Source organism: Microbacterium lacusdiani (genome assembly GCF_054779895.1).
On record NZ_BAAGXJ010000003.1, the window covers coordinates 320,797 to 335,384 of the forward strand.

Genomic DNA, 14,588 nt, shown 5'->3' on the forward strand with positions numbered 1-14,588 from the left:
CGAGTCTAGTCGGCGCGCCCCGCGCCCCACGCCCGACGGAGGCGGTGGGCGCCGATCACGGCCGCCCGCGCCGGGTGCCCGAGCGCGAGCGCGGCCGCGCCCGCGACGCTGCGGTCGTACGGCCCCAGGACGCGCTTGCGGTGCCATGCCTCGCGCAGCGGGCCGCCGCGGCGCGGCAGGGGTTCGCGGGGCGGCAGCTCGCCGGCGCGCCGCCGGCCCACCAGCTCGGCCACGACCGCGGTCCAGTCGTCGTCCTCCGACGGATGGAAGTAGTTGTCCGCGAGCCAGCCGGGATCGGGGTGGCGGAACCGCCGCGCGACGAGGTCGTCCGCGCCGCCCAGGAGTCCGCTGCCTGCGAAGACCGTGTTGATCAGCTCGTCGCTCACGCCGAACATGTCGAGCGCCAGCACCGGCACGCCGCGCGCGACGGCCTCGACGGCGGCGGTCGAGCTCACGGTCGCGCGGCCCTCCGCCGTCTCGAGCGCGCGGCCCATGGGGGCGGTCGACGTCACCAGGTTCGGGGGCACGTTCCCGAGCCTGTCGGGCAGCTCGGTGTACGGCAGATCCTCGTGGTGCGTCTGCCGCTCGCCGGCCGTGCCGCGCAGCTTGAACACCACGCGCCGCGAAGTCCGTGCCATGGAGCGCGGCGCGCTGCTGGGCCTCGCTGACCACGAGCGCACCCTCGACCACGGCCAGCTCGCGCTCCCACTCGCGCGGTGCCCGCTGCAGGAGCGCCGCGCCCCACTTCAGGTACGAGGGGGAAGCGGTCGCGGAGGGCGCCCAGCATCCGCAGGTTCGCCTCCTCCGGCTCCATGGGGTAGGTCGAGGTGGCGTGCATCAGCACGAGACGGTCCGTGCCGAGGCGCTCCACGGCGGCGTCGATCTGCTCCATCGTCGATATGCCCGTCGACAGGATGATCGGCTTGCCGGTCCCGCGCAGGGCGTCGAGCAACTCGATGTCGGTGAGGCACGCCGACGCGACCTTGTGCGCGACCACCCGGAGGTCCTCGAGGAACTCCACCGACGGCACGTCCCACGGCGAGGCGAACCAGTCCAGGCCGCGCAGCGTCGCGTGGTCGCCGATCTCGATGTACGCGTCGCGGTCGAACTCGAGGTACGTCATCGTGCCCTACGGCGTCTCACGCGGCACGTCGCGCATGTGCTCCGGCGTGCAGCCCGGCCAGCGCGCTCGCCGCGGCGAGGTCGTCCGCGGTGTCGATCTCGATCGCGGTCAGCTCGAGCACCTCGGCCACGTCGACGCGGCCGAAGAAGCGGTGGCGTGCGGCGGTGAAGCCGGCGGTGTCCATCACGTAGAACGCGCCGGTCTCGCGGTGCTGCGGGTCCCGGTCCTGCCGCCGCGGCCGGCCGCTCATGTCGTGCCCGACTCCGGTGACGCCCTCCGCCGTGCGCTGCCACAGGAACGCATGGCTCGGCACGGCCGCGAACACGCTGTCGGCCTCTCCGGCGAGCACCCGGCCGACCGCCTCGCCGAGCGCGTCGACGTCGATGAAGGGCGACGTCGCCTGCAGGAACGCCAGCACCCGCGGGTGCAGCCCGTCGGCCGCCAGCTCGTCCAGCGCGTGAACCAGCGCCGACCCGCTCGCGGCGGTGTCGCCCGAGATCCCGGCGGGGCGTCGCACGATGCGGGCGCCGGCGCCGGCCGCGACGCGGGCGATCTCGTCGTCGTCGGTCGAGACCACGACCAGGTCGATGCCGTGGGCCGCGCGCGCGGCCCGCACGGCCCGCACCACGAGCGGCACTCCGCCCACCCGGCGCAGGTTCTTGCCGGGGACGCCCTTGGACCCGCCCCGCGCGGGGATGACAGCGACGCAGCCGGTCACGCGGGCTCCCCCGCCCGGCGATCGGCCGCAGAGCGGATCGCGGCGCGCTCCCCCAGCACGAGCGGCAGCGTCGTCTGGGCGCTCGACGACAGCGTGAGCACGTCGACGTCGGCCGCCCCCGCCAGCGTGATCTCGAGCGGCAGCCCGGTCACCCGCACCTCGACGCCCGGGATGCGCGCGACGGCGTCGCGCTGGCGCGCGGTCTCGCGCCGGTGGGGCAGGTACACGGCGCCCTCGCTCCCCGCCGCCACCGCGACCCAGTCCAGGTAGGCCGCCAGCGGCATCCGGCCGTCGACCGGCAGGGCGCCGCCGAGGATCACGCGGCCGCGGATGTCGCACGGCGGCGCGCTGCGCCGGGTCCACTCGAAGCGGTGGCGTTCCACGCGCGCGCCGCGGTCGGCGAGCGCGTCCAGCCGCGAGGCGCCGAGGTCGAACGCAGCGGCGACTCCACCCAGGCCAGCGGCGCAGCGGATCGTGATGACACGTCGATCCCGTCCCTCCGTCGAGCCGCCCGGCGAGCGGGGCGGCCGTATCGGGCCACGTTCGTCCGGAGCGGTGAATGCCGCGTCGCGACCGGGTGAACCGCCGCGCGCCGGGCGGTGAACGGTCGGTTCGTCCCCACCTCCCATCCGGTCGCCGCCGATCGCCGGGGCGGGCGCTGTCTAGGCTGGGCGGGTGACCGAATACGATCCCCCTCGCCCCTGGATCACCTCGTACGCGGAGGGCGTCCCGGCCGATCTGGGCCCGATCGAGGGCTCGCTCGTCGACATCGTCGCCACGTCCGCGCGGGAGTTCCCGGATGCGCCCGCGCTGCAGTTCTTCGGCCGCACCACGAGCTACGCGCAGCTCGCCGACGCGATCGAGCGCGCGGCTGCGGGCCTGCACGCCCGCGGCGTGCGCAAGGGCGATCCGGTCGCGATCATCCTCCCCAACTGCCCGCAGCACATCGTCGCGTTCTACGCGGTGCTGCGCCTCGGCGCGGTCGTCGTGGAGCACAACCCGCTCTACACGCCCCGCGAGATGCGCAAGCAGTTCGAGGACCACGGCGCCAAGCACGCCATCGTGTGGAGCAAGGTCGCGCGCACCGTGCAGGAATTCCCCGCAGATCTCGCTGTCGACACGCTGATCTCGGTCGACGTGACGCGCGCCATGCCGCTCGCCACGCGCGCCGCCCTGCGCCTGCCGATCGCGAAGGCGCGCGAGGCACGGGCGCAGCTCACCGAGAAGGTGCGCGGCGCGATCCGCTGGGAGGAGCTGCTCTCCTCCGCGCCGCTTCCCGCCGCCCACCCGGGGCCCGCGGCCGACGACCTCGCGATCATCCAGTACACGTCCGGCACCACCGGCACGCCGAAGGGCGCGGCGCTCACGCACCGCAACCTGCTCGCGAACGCCGCCCAGTCGCGGGCCTGGGTGCCGACCATCCGGCGCGGCGACGGCGTGGTCGTGTACGCCGTGCTGCCGATGTTCCACGCCTACGGCCTCACCCTGTGCCTCACGTTCGCGATGTCGATGGGGGCGCGCCTCGTGCTGTTCCCCAAGTTCGATCCCGACATGGTGCTCGACGTCGTCAAGAAGCACCCCGCGACCTTCCTGCCCCTCGTGCCGCCCATCGCGGAGCGACTGCTGGCGCGCGCGAAGGAGCGGGGCGTGTCGCTCGCGGGCATCGAGATCGCGATCTCGGGGGCCATGGCGCTCTCCCCTGCACTGGTCGAGCCGTTCGAGGCGGAGACCGGCGGGTTCCTCGTCGAGGGCTACGGCCTCAGCGAGTGCTCCCCCGTCCTGATGGCCAATCCGGTCGCCGCGAACCGGGTCGCCGGCACCATCGGCCTGCCCCTCCCCGGGACGGAGTGCCGCGTCGTGGACCCCGACGAGCCGACGCGCGACGTCGAGCCGGGCGAGCCCGGCGAGCTGCTGGTGCGCGGCCCGCAGGTGTTCGGCGGCTACTACGGAAAGCCCGAGGAGACCGAGGCGGTGTTCGTCGACGGCTGGTTCCGCACCGGGGACATCGTGACGATCGACGAGACCGGATTCGTGCGCATCGTCGACCGGATCAAGGAGCTCATCATCACGGGCGGCTTCAACGTCGCCCCCACCGAGGTCGAGAGCGCCCTGCGGCAGCACCCGGATGTCCTGGACGCCGCGGTGGTGGGACTGGCGAGCGCGCACAGCGGCGAGGAGGTCGTGGCGGCCGTGGTGGTCGAGCCCGGGGCCGAGCTCGACGTCGAGGCCATGCGCGCGTTCGCACGCGGCATCCTCACCCCGTACAAGGTGCCCCGCCGCATCTTCGTCGTGGACGAGCTGCCGAAGTCGATGATCGGGAAGGTCCTGCGGCGCCGCGTGCGCGAGCAGCTCCAGGCGCTCGTGTCGAGCTGACCGGTTGATTCACAACCGGCAGCCGATACCGTGGCGACGTGACCCCTGACGACGCCGCCTCGCCCGAGAGCGCGACCCCTGACAGCACCGACGTCCTCCCAGGCTTCGACGACCTCGGCATCACCGGCCCCGTGCTGGCCGCGATCCGCGACCTGGGCTACGAGACGCCCTCTCCCATCCAGCGCGCCACGATCCCGACCCTGCTGAGCGGCCGCGACGTGGTCGGCATGGCGCAGACCGGCACGGGCAAGACCGCCGCATTCGCGCTGCCGATCCTCGAGCGGCTCGACGTGTCCCGCAAGACGCCGCAGGCGCTGGTGCTCGCGCCCACCCGCGAGCTGGCGCTGCAGGTCGCCGAGGCCTTCGAGGCGTACGCGACGCGCATGAAGGGCGTGCACCTGCTGCCCGTGTACGGCGGTCAGGGCTACGGCGTGCAGCTGTCGGCGCTGCGACGCGGCGTGCACATCGTGGTCGGAACGCCCGGCCGTGTGATGGACCACCTCGCGAAGGGCACGCTCGACCTCTCCGAGCTCGACTACCTCGTGCTCGACGAGGCGGACGAGATGCTCAAGATGGGCTTCGCGGAGGACGTCGAGCAGATCCTGTCGCAGACGCCGGAGGACAAGCAGGTCGCCCTGTTCTCGGCGACCATGCCCCCGCAGATCCGCCGGATCGCGCAGCAGTACCTGCGCGACCCCGAGGAGATCTCGGTCAAGTCGAAGACGGCCACGAACGCGAACATCACGCAGCGCTACCTGGTCGTCTCGTACGCGCAGAAGGTGGACGCGCTCACGCGCATCCTCGAGGTCGAGAACTTCGACGGCATGATCGTGTTCGTCCGGACGAAGAACGAGACCGAGACTCTCGCCGAGAAGCTGCGCGCACGCGGCTACTCCGCGGCCGCGATCAACGGCGACATCCCGCAGAACCTGCGCGAGCGCACGGTGAACCAGCTCAAGGAGGCCAAGCTCGACATCCTGGTCGCGACCGACGTCGCCGCGCGCGGTCTCGACGTCGAGCGCATCAGCCACGTCGTGAACTTCGACATCCCGACCGACACCGAGTCGTATGTGCACCGGATCGGCCGCACCGGTCGCGCCGGGCGCACGGGCGACGCCATCAGCTTCATCACGCCGCGCGAGCGCTACCTGCTCGGCCACATCGAGAAGGCCACGCGCCAGCAGCCCACGCAGATGCAGCTGCCGACCGCGGAGGACGTGAACACCACGCGCCTGGCCCGGTTCGACGACGCGATCACCGCGGCGCTGCAGGACACCGAGCGGCTGGACACGTACCGCGACGTGATCGCCCACTACGTCCGGAACCACGACGTGCCCGAGGCGGACGTCGCGGCCGCGCTCGCGATCGTCGCGCAGGGCGACAAGCCGCTGCTGATCGAGGCCGAGGACGACGCGCTCGCCGCGGCGGTGGCGGCGGACAACCGGCCGAAGCGCGAGCGGGCCGGCGCCGACCGCGCGGGGCGCGACGAGCGGCCCGCGCGCCGCGGGCGCGGCGACTACAAGGCGTACCGCATCGAGGTCGGCCGCCGGCACAAGGTGGAGCCGCGGCAGATCGTCGGCGCGCTCGCGAACGAGGGCGGCCTCGGCCGCGACGACTTCGGGGCCATCAACATCCGCCCCGACTTCTCGATCGTCGAACTGCCCGCGAACCTCGACCGCCGCGTGCTCGAGAAGCTGCGCGACACCCGCATCTCGGGCCGCCTGATCGAGATCAAGCCCGACCGCGGACCCGGTGCCCGCCGTGCTCCGCGCGACGGCGACCGCCGGCCGGCGCGCGACGACCGCCCGGCGCGCAAGCCGCGCCACGGCCGCGACTGAGCTCAGACGGCGACGCGCCCCGGAACCTCGTCCCGGGGCGCGTCCTCGTCTCGACGGTCAGCGCGTCGGCTCGGCGACCGGACGCTGCGTGACGATCGCGCCCGTGCGGGTGAACTCGTCCTGGATGTCCTCGTCGTGCTTCGCGGTCGCGAGGCTCACGGCGACCGCCACGAGCAGGTTGAGTGCGAATCCGGGCACGATCTCGTAGAGGCCCGTGCCGAGCAGCGGCCACGTGAACACCACGACCGCGCCGACGACCATGCCGGCCAGCGCGCCCGAGGCTGTCAGGCGTCGCCAGAACAGCGACAGCAGGATGATCGGGCCGAACGCGGCGCCGAAGCCCGCCCAGGCGAAGCCGACCAGGTCGAGGATCGTGCTCTCGGGGTTCAGGGCGAGCAGGACCGCGACGATCGAGACCACGAGCACGCACGCGCGCCCGAGGACGACGAGCGTCCGCTGCGAGGGCGTGCGCTTCGCCACCACGCGGTAGATGTCCTCGACCAGGGCCGACGACGTGACGATGAGCTGGCTCGAGATGGTCGACATGATCGCCGCGAGGACGGCCGACAGCACGAGGCCCGCCACCAGCGGGTGCATGAGCGCCTGGGCCATGACCAGGATGACCGTCTCGGGGTTGGCGAGCTCGGCCCCGGTCTCGCGGAAGAACACGATCCCCACGAAGCCCGCGGCGACCGCGCCCGCGAGGGACAGGATCATCCACGCCATGCCGATCCGGCGGGCCGTCTTGGCCTCGGCCGCGCTGCGCAGCGCCATGAAGCGCACGATGATGTGCGGCTGACCGAAGTAGCCGAGGCCCCACGCGAGCGACGAGACGATGCCGATCGCGGCGGCGCCGGTGAGCGCCTCGCCGCCCAGCATCGACACGTGGGCGGGGTCGATCGCCGCGCCGAACTCGCCGACGCCACCGACCGCGACGACGGCGATGACCGGGACGATGAGCACGGCGGCGACGATCATGAGGCCCTGCACGAAGTCGGTGAACGACGCTCCGAGGAAGCCGCCGAACAGCGTGTAGGCGAGCGTCACGCCGCCGACGAGCAGCATGCCGACGGTGTAGTCGCCGCCGAACGAGCTCTCGAAGAACACGCCGCCCGCGACCATGCCGCTCGAGATGTACAGCGTGAAGAACACGAGGATGATCACGGCCGAGACGATGCGCAGCAGGCGCGTGCGGTCGCGCAGGCGGTTCTCGAAGAAGCTCGGGATGGTGATCGAGTTCTTCGCGACCTCGGTGTAGGCCCGCAGGCGCGGCGCCACGAACTTCCAGTTCAGGTACGCGCCGACGGTCAGTCCGATCGCGATCCACGCCTCGATCAGGCCGGCGGCGTAGATGGCGCCGGGCAGGCCCATCACGAGCCAGCCGGACATGTCGGATGCTCCGGCGCTCAGCGCCGCGACGGCCGGCGGCAGGTTGCGGCCGCCGAGCATGTAGTCCTCGTGGTCCTTGGTCTTGGTGGCGGCGTAGACGCCGATGCCGATCATGGCGCCGAAGTAGATGACCAGGGCGATGATCAGCCAGGTGTGTGGGGACATGGGTGGTGCTCCTCCTCGAGCGCCCGGCGGTTCCCGGGCACGGCCGCCTACCTTAGGCGACCGCGAGCAGGTCGCGCCACTCGGCCGCTCCCCCGGCCCGGGCTACCAGCGGTCGTGCACCAGCGGGCGGATGGCCTCGTCGTAGAGGTCGCGCACGCCGTCGAGGAACGCTTCGGGAAGGGGCCCGACCTCGCCGGCCGCGGCGTTCGCCCGTGCCTGCTCCGGGTTCCGCGCCCCCGGGATCACCGTGGTCACGCCGGGCTGCTGGGCGACCCACGCGAGGGCCGCCGTCGCCGGCTCGAGCCCGGCCTCCCGGGCGAGGCCCGCGAACCGCGCCGCGGCGTCGACGCCCGTCTCGTAGTCGACGCCCGAGAACGTCTCGCCCACGTCGAACGCCTCGCCATGCCGGTTGTAGCTGCGGTGGTCGTCGGCCGCGAACGTGGTCTCGCGCGTGTACCGGCCGCTCAGCAGGCCGCTCGCGAGCGGGACGCGGGCGATGATGCCGACGCCGGCCTCGACGGCGGCGGGCAGGGCGGCGTCGAGCGGCTTGCGGCGGAAGGCGTTCAGGATGATCTGCACGCTCGCGACTCCGGGGCGCTCGATCGCCCGGAGCGCCTCGGCGACGGTCTCGACGCTCACGCCGTAGGCCGCGATCGCGCCGTCCACCACGAGAGCATCCAGGTCGTCGAAGACGCGGTCGGCCTCGTACACCTCGCTCGTGGGGCAGTGCAGCTGCACCAGGTCGAGCGTGTCGACGCCGAGGTTGCGGCGCGACCGGTCGGTCCAGGCGCGGAAGTTGTCGAGCGTCGCGTGAGCGAGGTCGGGGCGCTCCGCGCGGCGGATCATCTTGGTCGCGACGACCACGTCCGAGCCCGGGTTGCTCCGCAGCCAGCGGCCGATCAGCTGCTCGCTGCGCCCGTCGCCGTACACGTCCGCGGTGTCGAAGAACGTGACCCCCGCCTCGTGCGCCGCATCCAGCACGGCGAGGGCGTCGGCCTCGTCGACGTCGCCCCAGTCCGCCCCGAGCTGCCAGGTGCCGAGGCCGATGACGGAGACGTCGCGTCCGGTGCGTCCGAGAGTGCGCTGCTGCATACCTCGAGCGTAGTCAGGATGGGAGCGCTCCCGGGCCTTCCGTGACGAGGAGGTGGAACTGGTCAGCGTCGATGATCCGCACGCCGAGCTGCTCGGCCTTCGCGAGCTTGGATCCGGCACCGGGCCCGGCGGCCACGAAGTCGGTCTTCTTGCTCACGCTGGACGCGGCCTTGCCTCCCGCCTTGAGGATCGCCTCCTGCGCACCCTCGCGCGTGTACCCCTCGAGCGATCCGGTCGCGACGATCGTCAGCCCCTCGAGCACGCCCCCGGCGGCGGTCGCGGCGCCCGGCCCGGGGTGGCCGGGGGTCTCGAACCGCACGCCGGCCGCGCGCCAGCGCTCCACGATCTCGCGATGCCAGTCGACCGCGAACCACTCGGTCAGCGAGTCGGCGATGGTGGGGCCCACTCCCTCGACCGCGGCGAGTTCGTCGCGGCCCGCGGCCATGACGGCGTCCAGCGAGCCGAACCACGCCGCCAGGGCGCGCGCAGCGACCGGGCCGACGTGGCGGATGTTCAGCGACACGAGCAGGCGCCAGAGCTCCTTCGTCTTCGCCTTCTCGAGCTCCTCGAGGAGCTTGAGCGCCTGCGCCGACGGCTGCGGCCCCTCGATCCCCTGCTTGCGCTCGGCCGCCGTCGGATTGCGCCGGAACGGGGCTCGGCGCACGTACTCGCCGGTCTTCTCGTCGACGCGCTTCTCGCCGGTCTCGGCGTCGCGGACGACCACCTCGATGGGGACGAGCTGATCCAGTGTCAGCTCGAACAGCGCGGCCTCGGTGTGGAGCGGCGGGTCGGCCGGCGCGTCCGGCTGGGTCAGCGCGGCCGCCGTGACCTCGCCCAGCGCCTCGATGTCGAGCGCGCCGCGGGACCCGATGTGCTCGACGCGGCCCCGCACCTGCGCGGGGCAGTCCTTCGCGTTCGGGCAGCGGAGGTCGATGTCGCCCTCCTTCATGGGCCGCAGCGGCGTGCCGCACTCGGGGCACTCGGCGGGCATCACGAAGGCGCGCTCCGTGCCGTCGCGCTTCTCCACGACGGGTCCGAGCACCTCGGGGATGACGTCGCCCGCCTTGCGGAGGACGACCGTGTCGCCGATCAGCACGCCCTTGGCCTTGACGACGTCCTGGTTGTGGAGCGTGGCCTGACGCACGACGGACCCGGCGACGTGGGCGGGCTCCATGACGGCGTACGGCGTGGCCCGGCCCGTGCGCCCCACCGACACCACGATGTCCAGCAGGCGCGTGTGCACCTCCTCGGGCGGGTACTTGAACGCGATCGCCCAGCGCGGCGCACGGCTGGTGGCGCCCAGCTCGTCGTGAAGCGCGAGCTCGTCGACCTTCACGACGATGCCGTCGAGCTCGTGCTCGATCGCGTGCCGCTGCTCGCGGTAGCGCTCCACGAAGGCGAGCACCTCGTCGATGCCGTGGCACACGGCTGGGTGCGGGCTGATCGGCAGGCCCCAGTCCTTCAGCAGCGCGTAGACCTCGCTCTGCGCGGCCACGGGCGGGTCCGGCCACGCGCCGATGCCGTGCACGTACAGGCGCAGCGATCCGACGCGCGCGAGGGCAGCCTCAAGGTCGAGGCCCTGCTTCTTGTCGAGCTGCTGCCGCAGGCCGCCGCTCGCGGCGTTGCGGGGGTTGGCGAAGGCGGGGAACCGGCGTGCGGCCGCCGTGCGGGCGCGCTCCTCGTCGAACTCGCCGGCCGCCGCGCGGCGCGCGCCGAAGCGCTCGCGCGCCTCGGCGACCGCGCGGTCGCGCAGCTCCGCCTGCAGCGCGTTGAGCCGCTCGAAGGCGGCGACCGGGATGAAGACCTCGCCGCGGACCTCGACGATCGCCGGGTGGCCCTCGCCCGCCAGGCGCTCGGGGATGTCCGCGAGGCGCAGGGCGTTCTCCGTGACGAGCTCTCCCACCCGGCCGTCGCCGCGGGTGGCAGCCGACGTGAGCACGCCGTTCTCGTAGCGCAGGCTGATCGCCAGGCCGTCGATCTTGAGCTCGGTCAGCCACGCGACCTGGCGGCCCGCGGCATCCTGCGTCTTGGCGCACCAGTCGCGCAGCTCGTCGACCGTGAACACGTTGTCGAGGCTCATCATCCGCTCGGCGTGCTCGATCGTCGCGAGCGCGGTGCCCTCGGCCGCCCCCACCATCTGCGTCGGCGAGTCCTGGCCCTGCAGCTCGGGGTGCGCGCGCTCGAGCTGCTCGAGGCGTCGCATCCACCCGTCGTAGGTCGCGTCGTCGACCAGCGAGACGTCGCGGCCGTAGTAGGCGTCCTTCGCCTCGAGGATGCGGTCGGTCAGCTCGCGCGCCTCGGCGCGCGCCTCGTCGAGGGTCAGTTCGGGAAGGTCGATCTCGCCGTCAGCCACCTGCCCAGTCTATGAACGGGGTCCGACGTTCCTCCGCCGCTTGCGCCCCGCCGGGGCCGGGAGCTGGGCCGGGACGGGCGCGGCCGACACCGTGCGATCGATCGTGCACTGGCCGATCACGCGCGTGCCGTCGTAGAGCACCGCGGTCTGGCCCGGGGCGACGCCGTGCAGCGGGTCCTGCGGCGTGACGACGAGCTCGTCATCGCGCACCACGGCCGTCGCGGGCACCGGGTCGGCGTGGGCGCGGACCTGCACGTCGCATGGGAACGCCGTCGCGGCGTCCTCCGGGGCGGCCCCGGCCCACGTGTAGCGGCTGCCGGCGAGCTCGCCGATCGCGAGCGCCTCCTTGGGGCCGACCACGACGGTGTTGGAGACGGGGCGGACCTCGAGCACGAAGCGCGGCTTGCCGTCCGGCGCCGGAACGCCCAGGCGCAGGCCCTTGCGCTGGCCGATCGTGAAGGCGTGCGCGCCGTCGTGGCTCCCCACGACCGCGCCGCTGCGGTCCACGATCTCGCCCGGGGCCGTGCCCACCTGCTCGGCGAGCCAGCCGCGCGTGTCCCCGTCGGGGATGAAGCAGATGTCGTAGCTGTCGGGCTTGGAGGCGACCGCGAGCCCGCGCGCCTCGGCCTCCGCGCGGACGAGCGCCTTCGAGGGCGTGTCGCCGAGCGGGAAGTACGTGTGCGCGAGCTGCTCCGCCGTGAGCACGCCGAGCACGTACGACTGGTCCTTGGCCTCCTCGCTCGAGCGGTGCAGCTCGAGGCCGCGCTCGCCCTCGCGCAGGATCGCGTAATGGCCCGTGCAGACGGCGTCGAAGCCGAGCTCGAGCGCGCGCTCCAGCAGCGCGGCGAACTTGATCCGCTCGTTGCAGCGCATGCAGGGGTTCGGCGTGCGACCGGCCTGGTACTCGGCCACGAAGTCGTCGATCACGTCGTCGCGGAAGCGCTCGGAGAAGTCCCACACGTAGAACGGGATGCCCAGGCGGTCGGCGACGCGGCGGGCGTCCATGGCGTCCTCGATCGTGCAGCAGCCGCGGCTGCCGGTGCGCAGCGTGCCGCCCGCGCGCGACAGCGCGAGGTGCACGCCGACCACGTCGTGCCCCGCCTCGACGGCCCGCGCGGCCGCGACGGCGGAGTCCACGCCGCCGCTCATCGCCGCCAGGATCCGCATCCGTCAAGTCTACGAACCGGTCGCTGGGCGGGGGCCGGGCTCCGTTACGACCACCGGACGCGGTCCCTCACAGGCTGGATGTGACGCACGTCACCCCGTGAGGCTCCTGAGCCTGCAAACGGCCAGCCCAGCCTGTCAGCGGCCGCCCGGTGCCGAAAGCCGGACCGATGCGACGGATGGGGCGGATGGGACCCCACCAGCACGGCAGGCACCGCCCATCCGGGATCCGGAACGCGACGCGGCCGGTCAGCGGCGCGCGGCGCGCCGGTAGGCCTCCGGCAGGGCCGCGGCGATCGCGTCGACGTCGGCGGCGGTGGTCGTCCGGCCGAGCGTGATGCGGAGGACCTCGCGGGCGGCGCGCTCGTCGCGCCCCATCGCGAGCACGACGTGCGACGGCTCGGGCACCCCGGCCTGGCAGGCCGAGCCCGTCGACACGGCGATGCCCTCGCGGTCGAGCAGGTAGAGCAGCGACTCCCCCGGCGCGCCGGGCAGGTGCAGGTGGACGCTTCCCGGCAGCCGGTCGACCGGATCGCCGAGCAGCACGGCCTCGGGGATGTCGCGGCGCACGCGCGCGATGAGCTCATCGCGCATGGCGCCGAGCCGCTCCGCCTCGGCCACGCGCTCGCGCCCGGCGAGCTCGGCCGCGACGGCCAGCGCGGTCGCGCCCGCGACGTCCTGCGTCCCCGCGCGCAGCGCACGCTGCTGCCCGCCGCCGTGCTGCAGGGCGGTGAGGGAGGCCTCCCGGGAGACGACCAGGGCGCCCGTCCCCACCGGAGCGCCGACCTTGTGGCCCGAGACGCTGAGGGCCACGAGCCCCGCGGCGCCCCGCGCGTCGCCGCGCCAGCCGCGGAACGTCACCGGCACATGCCCGAAGGCGGCGACGGCGTCGAGATGCAGCGGCACGCCGCGCTCGGCGGCCCGTTCCGCGAGGGCCGCGGCGTCGTTCACCGTGCCGGCCTCGTTGCTGGCCACGAGCGCGGTGGCCAGCGCCGTGCGGTCGTCGAGCGCCGCCGCGAAACGCTCGGGCAGGATGCGCGCCGCGCCGTCGAGCGGCACGGGGACCACGCGGGCGTCCTCGTGCTCGCTCAGCCATGCGACGGCGTCGAGCGTGGCGTGGTGCTCGCCGTCGGGCAGCGCGATCGCGTCCCGACCCGCCGGGCGGGCCCACCACAGGCCCTTGAGCGCGAGGTTGATCGACTCGGTGCCGCCCGACGTGAACACGACCTCGATGGGCTGGCAGTCCAGCGCGGCCGCCAGGCGGTCGCGCGCGTCCTCGAGCAGCCTGCGGGCGGTCTGCCCCGCGCCGTGGATGGACGAGGCGTTCCCGACCGTCTCGGCCGCCGCGAGCCAGGCGTCGCGCGCCTCCGGGCGCAGCGGCGTGGTCGCGGCGTGATCGAGGTAGACGGTCATCCGGACGGGGTCAGAACAGCAGCGAGGTCAGCCGTCCGCGCGCGCGGACCACGCGCGGGTCGGCGGCGCCGACCACGCCGAAGAGCTCCACGAGCCTCTCGCGCACGGGAGCGCGCTCGTCGGCCGGCAGCGCCGCGAACAGCTCGAGCAGGCGGTCGAAGGCGTCGTCCACGTGCCCACCGGCGATGTCGAGGTCGGCGACCCGCAGCTGGGCCTCCACGTCGGTCGGCGCCGCCGCGGCGGCCTGGCGCGCGGCCTGCAGGTCCAGGCCCTTCACGCGCGACAGCAGCCGCACCTGGCCGAGGCCCGCCTGGGCCTCCTCGTCGCGCGGATTCTCCTTGAGCGCCTTCTCGTACGCGGCGATCGCGCGGTCGTAGTCGCCCACCTCGATCGCGGCGTACGCCTCGGCGTGCAGCGGCGGCAGGGGCGGCTCGGCCGGAGCCTCGTCCGCGCCGTCCACCGGCACCGTGCCGGTCACGCCGTTCTGCGCCGCGAGCTGGAGCAGCTGCGCGAAGACCTGCGCGAGCTGATCCTCCGGCACCGGGCCGGCGAACAGCGGGACGGGCTGGCCGGCGACGATCGCCACGGCCATCGGGATGGACTGCGGGCGGAACGCCTGAAGGAGCTGCGGATTGGCGTCGACGTCCACGCGGGCCAGCACGAGACGGCCGCCCTGCGCGCGCACCGCGTTCTCGAGCCCCGCGTCGACGGGGCCGCTGCGCGGCGACCACAGCGCCACGACCACGGGGACGCGGCGCGAGAGCTCGAGCACTTCCTGGAACGACTGCTCGGTGGCGTCGAAGACGACCGACGGCGCGCCGGCCGCGGCGCCCACGGGCGGCTGTCCGGCGCCGGGCGCGCCCGGGGCCGGCCGGTTCTTCAGTGCGGACAGGTCGACGGCGCCGCGCAGGGCGGCGGCGCTCAGCGGCGATGCGGCGGCGTCACTCATCGGTCACCTCT

11 protein-coding genes and 2 pseudogenes are annotated in these 14,588 nt (G+C 73.8%); 2 read left to right on the forward strand and 11 right to left on the reverse strand.

The window, feature by feature from the left end; all coding sequences use genetic code 11:
- Window positions 1-5 precede the first annotated feature (5 nt).
- The 5 genes and pseudogenes from ACYVGN_RS03665 to ACYVGN_RS03685 form a co-directional block, all read right to left on the reverse strand.
- Window positions 6-638: a DUF6716 putative glycosyltransferase gene (locus tag ACYVGN_RS03665; RefSeq protein ID WP_460788830.1), complete on the reverse strand. Its 633-nt coding sequence runs from the start codon at window positions 636-638 to the stop codon at window positions 6-8.
- A gap of 10 nt (window positions 639-648) precedes the next feature.
- Window positions 649-750 (reverse strand): annotated as a pseudogene (locus ACYVGN_RS03670) (hypothetical protein); the annotation flags it as partial.
- Window positions 749-1,171 (reverse strand): annotated as a pseudogene (locus ACYVGN_RS03675) (N-acetylneuraminate synthase family protein); the annotation flags it as partial. The pseudogenes ACYVGN_RS03670 and ACYVGN_RS03675, both read right to left, overlap by 2 nt.
- Entirely contained in the window at window positions 1,140-1,841 is a 702-nt protein-coding gene (locus ACYVGN_RS03680; RefSeq protein ID WP_460788832.1) for an acylneuraminate cytidylyltransferase family protein, read from the reverse strand. The pseudogene ACYVGN_RS03675 and the gene ACYVGN_RS03680, both read right to left, overlap by 32 nt.
- The gene (locus ACYVGN_RS03685) at window positions 1,838-2,224 is read right to left on the reverse strand and encodes a hypothetical protein (RefSeq protein ID WP_134746829.1); all 387 of its coding nucleotides are present in this window, start codon (window positions 2,222-2,224) and stop codon (window positions 1,838-1,840) included. Before ACYVGN_RS03685 ends, ACYVGN_RS03680 begins: the two co-directional genes overlap by 4 nt.
- Before the next feature lie 292 nt (window positions 2,225-2,516).
- Here ACYVGN_RS03685 and ACYVGN_RS03690 point away from each other — a divergent pair, with 292 nt between their 5' ends.
- On the forward strand, window positions 2,517-4,214 hold the full coding sequence (locus tag ACYVGN_RS03690) for a long-chain-fatty-acid--CoA ligase (protein WP_460788834.1): 1,698 nt from the start codon (window positions 2,517-2,519) through the stop codon (window positions 4,212-4,214).
- A gap of 38 nt (window positions 4,215-4,252) precedes the next feature.
- Window positions 4,253-6,052, forward strand: a complete 1,800-nt coding sequence (locus tag ACYVGN_RS03695) for a DEAD/DEAH box helicase (RefSeq protein WP_460788836.1) — start codon at window positions 4,253-4,255, stop codon at window positions 6,050-6,052.
- Window positions 6,053-6,109: 57 nt separating this feature from the next.
- Here the strand turns inward: ACYVGN_RS03695 and putP are convergent, their stop codons facing one another.
- The 6 genes from putP to ACYVGN_RS03725 form a co-directional block, all read right to left on the reverse strand.
- Entirely contained in the window at window positions 6,110-7,606 is a 1,497-nt protein-coding gene (gene putP / locus ACYVGN_RS03700) for a sodium/proline symporter PutP (RefSeq protein WP_460788838.1), read from the reverse strand.
- A 102-nt stretch (window positions 7,607-7,708) separates the two neighbouring features.
- Window positions 7,709-8,698, reverse strand: a complete 990-nt coding sequence (locus ACYVGN_RS03705; protein WP_460788839.1) for an aldo/keto reductase — start codon at window positions 8,696-8,698, stop codon at window positions 7,709-7,711.
- A gap of 13 nt (window positions 8,699-8,711) precedes the next feature.
- Window positions 8,712-11,051 (reverse strand): NAD-dependent DNA ligase LigA, encoded by a 2,340-nt coding sequence (gene ligA / locus ACYVGN_RS03710; RefSeq protein WP_460788841.1) that lies wholly within the window; start codon window positions 11,049-11,051, stop codon window positions 8,712-8,714.
- Window positions 11,052-11,060: 9 nt separating this feature from the next.
- Window positions 11,061-12,218: a tRNA 2-thiouridine(34) synthase MnmA gene (gene mnmA, locus ACYVGN_RS03715; protein ID WP_460788843.1), complete on the reverse strand. Its 1,158-nt coding sequence runs from the start codon at window positions 12,216-12,218 to the stop codon at window positions 11,061-11,063.
- 246 nt (window positions 12,219-12,464) lie between these two features.
- Window positions 12,465-13,628, reverse strand: a complete 1,164-nt coding sequence (locus ACYVGN_RS03720) for a cysteine desulfurase family protein (protein WP_460788845.1) — start codon at window positions 13,626-13,628, stop codon at window positions 12,465-12,467.
- A 10-nt stretch (window positions 13,629-13,638) separates the two neighbouring features.
- On the reverse strand, window positions 13,639-14,577 hold the full coding sequence (locus ACYVGN_RS03725; protein ID WP_055991229.1) for a tetratricopeptide repeat protein: 939 nt from the start codon (window positions 14,575-14,577) through the stop codon (window positions 13,639-13,641).
- Between the last annotated feature and the right edge of the window lie 11 nt (window positions 14,578-14,588).